The following is a 7,109-nucleotide window of genomic DNA, read 5'->3' as shown; positions in this document are numbered from 1 at the left end:
TCGGGCTTTCTTCTTGCACCGCTCGGAACGAGCCGGACTTCCCAAAAGCCCCCGCTTTTAAACGTGGGGTTCCTTACCCTCTGGACTTTGCTCTGTGTGACGGTACTTTTCCAATCTAGGGAATAACTCGCTAAACCTGCTAAATACTTGGTTTATAGCCTTCACAGGGGTATCACGCCCTGGTAATTCGTTCCAAATCAGTTTCGGGTTATCGTTCCGATCGGATTCAACCTCCAAAATGCCAGCGTCGATATACCACTCTTTCAGTTCTTGCCACAGGTCTTTTGCGTAAACCCGCTCACCCTTACCAGCTTCATACCCAACATCCCTGACAAACTGCCAAAGGTGCTGTGATTTTTCCTGAGCTTCCCGCAAAGCTGCGTCGCCTGAGCCATAGTTAATCCCCTCTTCCAGTATCAGAGGTATCCGCTCCAACATTCTTTTAAGGAAAGCTGGGGCAACTTGGTCGGCAATGAAATCTGGGTCTAGCTTGAATCTGGGGTCAGCTTGTAACTCACCCTTGCTCAAGTCTGGGTTCATGTCGTAGATTTTCTTGAAGCTTAAGATGCAGTAGCGGCTAGTGATAGCTTTAGAGTCGGTACTAATAGACGGCAGGATGTTGCAATTCGCCAAAAAGATGGCTTGCGGTTCATAGGGATATTCTCCGCGACCCTTATGCTCAATTGTCAACACATCCCCGCTGATGAACTGCTTGAGGCTTTGCAGCTTGTCTAATTTCGTTGTGTCAGAATTCTCACTAGACCAGTTGCACAGAGAATTCTCAAGACCGGCTAGGGGAAATTTCCGACCACCATCATAGACCTGGAAGTCCTTTAGAGTTTTACTCGTGACACCCCGTCCCAAAACTTTCACCAACACAGTTCTCAAAGTATCCTTACCGTTACTCCCATCCCCGTGACACAGCAGTCCTTTGACACGGGACATCCTGAGCCGAGCAAGGGGGAGGCATAATGCAGCAGCAACCGTCCTCATAAAAATTTCCCGCTGCTCTGGCTCAAGACACTTTAAAAGGCGATCGCAATCTGTGGTGTCAATATCAGGGTCGTATTTGCACCCCACATAGGTGTAAATCTTGTCAGGACTATGCGGTACAAGAGTATGGGAGCCGTCACGATTGACCATTACTACCCCGTTAGAGCAATTCAAACCAGGCGGGTTGATGTTTTTGATACTTACAGCGCGCCGTTTGACTACCCAGTCGTAAACCTGATCGATACTAGCTGAATTAGCTCGATTGCAGACATAAACACCCTTCACCTTCTCTGAGTAAGTATTTAGCCAATCACCAATGCGACTCTTTTCTGCTTCTTCAGGGCGCTCCTCATAAAACTCCCCTGTGAAGCGGTAAAGGATACCGCCTATCGACCTCCAATGCCCCTCAGTGAATAACGCAGCCTCTGCCTTTTGTATGAAATTTTGCCCTGGAACAGGTGCAGTATCTGGGATGTAGTCGCTTTTACTACTAGGTTCCGACAAAGATACTACATTCTCACACGTGCGCGGGTGAGGAGTTAGAGAATTTAGTATGTCTTGAGCATTGATGCCCTTGCTGTCAATCCAGTCTTTGACATCAAATCCCTGACTCTTTGGCAGATTGTCCCAAACCCAAGAGTCAGGGTCACAGTACAGCCACTGAGCGTCGGGGAAGTGTTGTGAAACTTTGGCCGCATCCTCAACCCCTGGTATGTCCCGGTCGGGAGCAATAACAACCTTCGCACCCTGTAAATCGCTTGTGTCAGTGATTCGCCATTTACCCATGCCGCCGATGCTAGTGGTAGCGGCCAAACCTAAATCCCAGAAAACGTCAGCACACGATTCACCGTCAACGATGAAAATAAGTGCATTGTTTGCGATCGCCTTTTGGACATCGGCACGGCGGTACACCGGGATGCTGGCGCGTTCAACCTTGCCCAAACCCATCACCCAGTCGTTTTTGTCTTTGTCCCAGTGCTGTTGCTTGATATCCTTCTTGCGTCCGTCGCCAAAATCAATCCGACGCACCCTGACAAGTGGGGAACCGTCGCGTTCTGGATATTCCCAGTAGCGAGTATCTGCGGGACGGATGGCTTTCTTTTCTTGAATAGGAGCGTAGTAAAAATGACCGTCCCGATCGGATTTCTTGGTCGCTTCCCAACCAGTAGCGGGCGGTTGGTCACGGTTACAGACTGATAAATTGCCGATGGAGTAGCACCAATCTGACTTACCACAGTGCAAGCAAGGATTGTCTTTGGTTACACGAACGAGATTTCCACGGGTGCTTGAAGTTTGCCCGTCATTCGAGTTAATATTATGGGACATGATGATTTGTCTCGTCTTTCTAAGAGATGGGTGAATTACCTAAAACCGTTGCGCTTGGGCTTCAATCAATAGCAGCGGTTTTTTGGTGTCTAGAATTTGTTGAAAATTTAGAGCATAGGAGAAGCCGCCCCGCGAGTTAGATTGCGGGTGCGATTAAGCTGTCGTTGCGAGCACAGCCACCTATTTCGGCGTCGGGAAGCGGCACAAAACCCTTCGGCGGGCCAGTGGCCTCTTTTTTCAGCTTTGAGGGTAGCTCTACCTTCGTATCAAGATTTTCTCTCTCAACAAGTTTAAGCTTTTGGAAGCCAGCGTTGACTTGGACAAAAAGTTTGTACCTTGCCAGAATCTCTTTCTTGATGAACTCGCAGGCTTCTCGCCAATATTCAAGAAATCGTGGTTTAAGTTTCCTAGCTTCCTCACGTCCTTTAGGCTGATTTGCTCGAAAAAAGAAATCAAACAAACGCTTCAGGGTGTTGGAGGACTGGATCAGTTCCCTAGCTGGAGCTATTAGCTTCTGGATGCGATTAGCCGTGCAAAACTTCCCCACCATTTGTGTGGGGGGTTCATTCGATCGGTCTATTCTTACTGCTGATCCAGAATTATCCATCTTTAAATCCTACACAAATGGTGGACTTTTGGGGCGCTAGCCCTCTCGGAAAACTTAAATTTTCCGGGAAAACTAGCAACCGCTAGAACGCTCTCGGAGTAAGGGATTTCAGCTCAGAAACTTTCAGAAACAATTCGTCGATGTATAACATCGACGAACAACTTCTGAGACCAACCCTACTGATTTTCGCTCTCCGACTCACCGCCCCCACCTTTGACAAATGGCAACAAGAATTCATACTCTGCCTTAGCATCCCGATAAGCTTGGCTACTGCCGGCTGACACTCCCCAAACTTCTTTGAGGATTTTATTTTTGCCTGTGATACCCCTTGCGTAGCACTTGAGAATTGATTCGATTTGTTCTTGTTGCTTAGGCGATAAGTTCACAACCGGTAGTTCGCTAGAATCGCCAGAAGTTTGATTCAATAAGCGCTCTAGTGATTCTTTGATGGAATTTAGTTCTACTTCCTGCTCCTCGGTTCGTTCGCTGCCAGCCAAAATTTGTTCGGCTTCCTGCTTCCGCTGTTCTTCGCTGATGTAGACACTGGTTGCGACTTCATGGGCAACGTCAGCCTCGATCGCCCTAGCCTTCATCTCCTCAAATTCAGCCTCTTTGGCTAACTTCAAAGCGCCCTTGCGAGCCTCAAAGCAGCAAGCAAAACCGGAGACCAGGGCAACACCTTGCATGAAATTGTGCAGGGGGATTTTTCGAGAAAAAACGAACGGTGGTAAAAGCCAGAGGGTAACGCCAGAAAGGCTCAGAACCGATACTTTTAAGAGCGACACAACATCACCCCCACACCGACTAGAGCGCCGACTGTGCTTGCAATTAACCTAAAACGGAACTGCAACAAATCAATTTTTAGGATGGCAATTATCGCATCATCCAGAAGCCACGCAGAGCAAGAAAGTATTAGCTTGAGCGCGAAAAGTGCTTGCACAAATTGAAGTAAATTGGGGTGCAGCGATGCCATCCAACACAAAAGGCTGGAGGCAATCGCAGTGAGTAAAAAAGCATTCCCCAGTGCGATCGCCTTTATCATTCCCGATACCTCAAAATGTTGTTGACGTAATCTTGGGCTGATTGATGTGCATCGAATTCCTTCGGACAATGCCCCCCATCTATTAGCGCGATAAATTGCCCGTCGCGGTAAATGAATTTGTTGTCTCGAAAAATCTGCCAGCCCCAGCCAGCATCCTCGTAAACTCGGACAAAGTAACCGTTGTGCCAGTATCGGGCATCTCTTGAAAGGAGTTTCAGAATCATTCTTTTGCCCCTCCAAGTAGCTTGGCTTGAATTGCTGCAATCCGTTCGGTGGCGCGATTCTCGGCTTTTTGCAAACCGACCCCTAGCTTGGCATATCCAGGAGCCAAGCCAAGCAGGTGTTTTGCCAACCCCACATCAGCTTGTTTTTTTGTCAGTTCTACGCTCGCAACCACTTTCTGATGTTTGCGGTACGCCTTGTGTACTGCGCCGTCCGCTTCTTCAATCTGGCTCGTAGCTTTGAGATATTTTTTCGTGTAACGAGCGCCCTCGACTTTTTCCTTCGCCAATTTCTTCCGCTCGTCGGCTTCCTCTTTGCTGTAGTAGCGCGGGGCTTCGATTATTGCGGCTGTGCGGATAGATGCAAAGTTACCGGGGTTGAGCGGTGTAATTGCCCCCGCATCAGTTGGGGCAGCCAGTTTCTCAGATTTACTCGTGATGGCGTCAGAGATTTCGCCACCGAATAGTTTTGTCATCATGCCCATTATTTTGAAGCTCCGATTTGAATGTTTACGCGGACTGGGGGGAAAAGATTTAAGGGATTGATTTGTCGCCACAGACTCATTGCCAGCACAAACACTCCCGCCGATGCGATCACGAGGGCGATGAGTTGAGAGAAGTCAACCCAGTCTAAAAAGCTGGTGGAATTCTGGCGAGTGAAACCGCACACCGGGAATGAACCGTCGTTAGTCCAGTCGAGGCTGTCTACACTGTCTACATCCCTTGTAGTAAGCGGTTCAGTTATTGTGTCTACAGTGTCTAGCACTGTGTCTAGCGTTTCACCGTCAACGAGGTACAGTTCTAGCAGCGCTTCCCATGTGGCAGTTTTGCTGAGTTTTCCAAACTGTCTGGCATCTTCGTTGGTGAAGCCACGGTCAAAGGCAATCGCCCGGAGTTTGTCGATGCGACGGTAGCTGACTGTAGGTTTAGTCATTCCCGCCCCCCATCTGGCTTAAAGCCAATATCGAGTACAAAACTTTTTGAGACTCAGATATTTGGTGAATAGAAAGACTCAGTGAATCAGGAGATTTGTCCGACCAGGTTTCAAGGAACAGGAGGGCGCTATTGATGGGATGCTCCAACTCTTCAACTTGGGAGTATTGAGTCTCTGTACTTTCTCTCAAGTAGCGCTGAGCCACATGGACAAACTCTTGCCACTGCTGGCATTCCTGAAACCCTTCTAGCGCTTCTATTAAAGCTTCATTGAGTTCCCTAATCGTTTCGCGGTCAATTAAAACAGTCTCAACCGAATCGCAAGTCAATAAGAATTGCGATCGCCCCTCCACAGAGGGGAGTAAATCTGGCATGATTATTTAGCTCCAAACGTTCTAACTCAACGGTTTGGGGAAGTCGTGACTTGGCGAGCATTGCAAGTGCTTGTCAGTCGCGCATCAATCTTCCTCAGTTACTCACGATTGCAGACTTACAGTTCCTTGTCAACACAGGGACTGTAAAGTTTTGTTTCAAATTATTCGGCTAGCAACTCCATCACTTCGTCGGGCGTAATGCCGTAAATAGCGGCTAGCAGTTTGATACTTTTCCCGTCACTTCCCAACTGTTTAAGCACTCCGATCGCACCCATTAAAGGAATAGCTTCCTTTGTGGATTGAGTCAACAAATCAATTGTTGTTTTGGTATTGGCTCGTTTTTTGTAAGTCCCTTCATTCATCTGTATTGAATGCCCTAAACTCTTAGCTCTTGTTTCCTGAGACATTCCCGCCATTTGACCGTTCAGGTTTGCCAGGTGACGTAAAGCGTGAGTTTGACTTAAATTTTTACCCCACCTTGCTAGAACGTCTCGCGCTCTTTGGGCATAAGCCTTAGAAATCGTATTTGGATTATTTGATAACGAATAGATTTCCGGCAGTTGACCAGATTTAATTTCTAAACGTTCTATCAAGTCAGGATGAGTCGGTGCTAGCATCGGCACACATAATCTATAACCAGTTTTAGTCGTAGTGTTTAATAATGTTTTCTCCCCCACTACAGCAATCATTTTTTTATTATTCGACTCGCTTAAGGGTGGGATAGTTACACCATCTTTTGTTTGAAATGGTCTATCAATATTCAGAATTGCAAAAACTTCATGAACTCGAAAACCATACACCAACTGCATTGAAAACACCCACAACCAACGCTGACGAGACTCTAGGTTGTATCGCCTATCGTTAGGAGGGACATTTAGAGCGTCCTCCCGAAGTTTCAAAAAATCGTCAACCGATAAGGTTTGAAGGTCTTCTCTAAACTCTACTTGCGTACCATCAATTTCTTTGAGCTTGCACAACAAATCAACATGACCAATTGTTTCAGCTAGCTTCCGCATGGCGCACAGGCAGTTCTTAAAACATTTAGTACCTTGCTTTTTGCTGTTTAATGCTGAGAGAATATCTGACAAGTTTACAATCCTATCCTCTGGCAACAGCTTGAAATAGTCACCATAAACACATCTCCAAGAATACTGCTGACTGACACTGCTCCTGTCACGCTGCTGACGGCGTTTAGTACGTCCATTCCAGTATTCTTCCTCTACTTTTGCGACAGCCTCACCAAACGTTATCAAATCATTCTTGACGACGTTTTTTTCTAGAATTACATCATCATACCAGGCTAAAAATTGACTTTCACTAAAAAACGATTTTAGTGCACTAGCAACTAAGTGAGCCTTCTTTAGAGCGTCAGTAATGCCTTGCATCGTCAAGTAACACCCACAGGTTTTGTTGACCCGTTTGTCACCTAGTTTGAATTGGAGGGTAATGTAAGACCCCTTAGCCTTGCTATCCTTTTTTAGTCCTACCCCTTTGGGGTGAGTCGAGGGGGGATATTATTCCCCGCCCCTCTCAGTTAATTAGAGTCGATGCCTGTGTTACCACAGGACACCTCTCCTTCAGAACGCGGACGTGCAGCTTTCACTGCATCCGGC

9 protein-coding genes are annotated in these 7,109 nt (G+C 47.1%); all 9 read right to left on the bottom strand.

Annotation, left to right across the window (positions count from 1 at the left end):
- Window positions 1–57: 57 nt before the first annotated feature.
- Window positions 58–2,319 carry a DUF5906 domain-containing protein gene (locus QUB06_RS33505; RefSeq protein WP_333439024.1) on the bottom strand — a complete coding sequence of 754 codons (2,262 nt, stop codon included), beginning with the start codon at window positions 2,317–2,319 and terminating at the stop codon, window positions 58–60.
- 136 nt (window positions 2,320–2,455) lie between these two features.
- Window positions 2,456–2,926 carry a hypothetical protein gene (locus QUB06_RS33500; RefSeq protein WP_333439021.1) on the bottom strand — a complete coding sequence of 157 codons (471 nt, stop codon included), beginning with the start codon at window positions 2,924–2,926 and terminating at the stop codon, window positions 2,456–2,458.
- A gap of 176 nt (window positions 2,927–3,102) precedes the next feature.
- Window positions 3,103–3,612 carry a hypothetical protein gene (locus QUB06_RS33495; protein WP_333439019.1) on the bottom strand — a complete coding sequence of 170 codons (510 nt, stop codon included), beginning with the start codon at window positions 3,610–3,612 and terminating at the stop codon, window positions 3,103–3,105.
- Window positions 3,613–3,698: 86 nt separating this feature from the next.
- Window positions 3,699–3,968, bottom strand: coding sequence for a hypothetical protein (locus tag QUB06_RS33490; protein ID WP_333439018.1), 270 nt, complete (start codon window positions 3,966–3,968; stop codon window positions 3,699–3,701).
- The gene (locus QUB06_RS33485) at window positions 3,965–4,192 is read right to left on the bottom strand and encodes a hypothetical protein (RefSeq protein WP_333439016.1); all 228 of its coding nucleotides are present in this window, start codon (window positions 4,190–4,192) and stop codon (window positions 3,965–3,967) included. The genes QUB06_RS33490 and QUB06_RS33485 overlap by 4 nt, the downstream gene beginning before the upstream one ends.
- Window positions 4,189–4,668 carry a hypothetical protein gene (locus QUB06_RS33480; protein WP_333439014.1) on the bottom strand — a complete coding sequence of 160 codons (480 nt, stop codon included), beginning with the start codon at window positions 4,666–4,668 and terminating at the stop codon, window positions 4,189–4,191. The genes QUB06_RS33485 and QUB06_RS33480 overlap by 4 nt, the downstream gene beginning before the upstream one ends.
- Before the next feature lie 5 nt (window positions 4,669–4,673).
- Window positions 4,674–5,123 (bottom strand): hypothetical protein, encoded by a 450-nt coding sequence (locus tag QUB06_RS33475; protein ID WP_333439012.1) that lies wholly within the window; start codon window positions 5,121–5,123, stop codon window positions 4,674–4,676.
- Entirely contained in the window at window positions 5,116–5,496 is a 381-nt protein-coding gene (locus QUB06_RS33470; protein ID WP_333439010.1) for a hypothetical protein, read from the bottom strand. The genes QUB06_RS33475 and QUB06_RS33470 overlap by 8 nt, the downstream gene beginning before the upstream one ends.
- 161 nt (window positions 5,497–5,657) lie before the next feature.
- Window positions 5,658–6,881 (bottom strand): hypothetical protein, encoded by a 1,224-nt coding sequence (locus QUB06_RS33465; protein ID WP_333439008.1) that lies wholly within the window; start codon window positions 6,879–6,881, stop codon window positions 5,658–5,660.
- Window positions 6,882–7,109 lie beyond the last annotated feature (228 nt).

Source organism: Microcoleus sp. D2_18a_D3 (genome assembly GCF_036702455.1).
Taxonomy (GTDB): Bacteria; Cyanobacteriota; Cyanobacteriia; order Cyanobacteriales; family Microcoleaceae; genus Microcoleus.
Note: the sequence above shows the minus strand (reverse complement) of the source record. Positions and strands in the feature narration are given on the sequence as shown.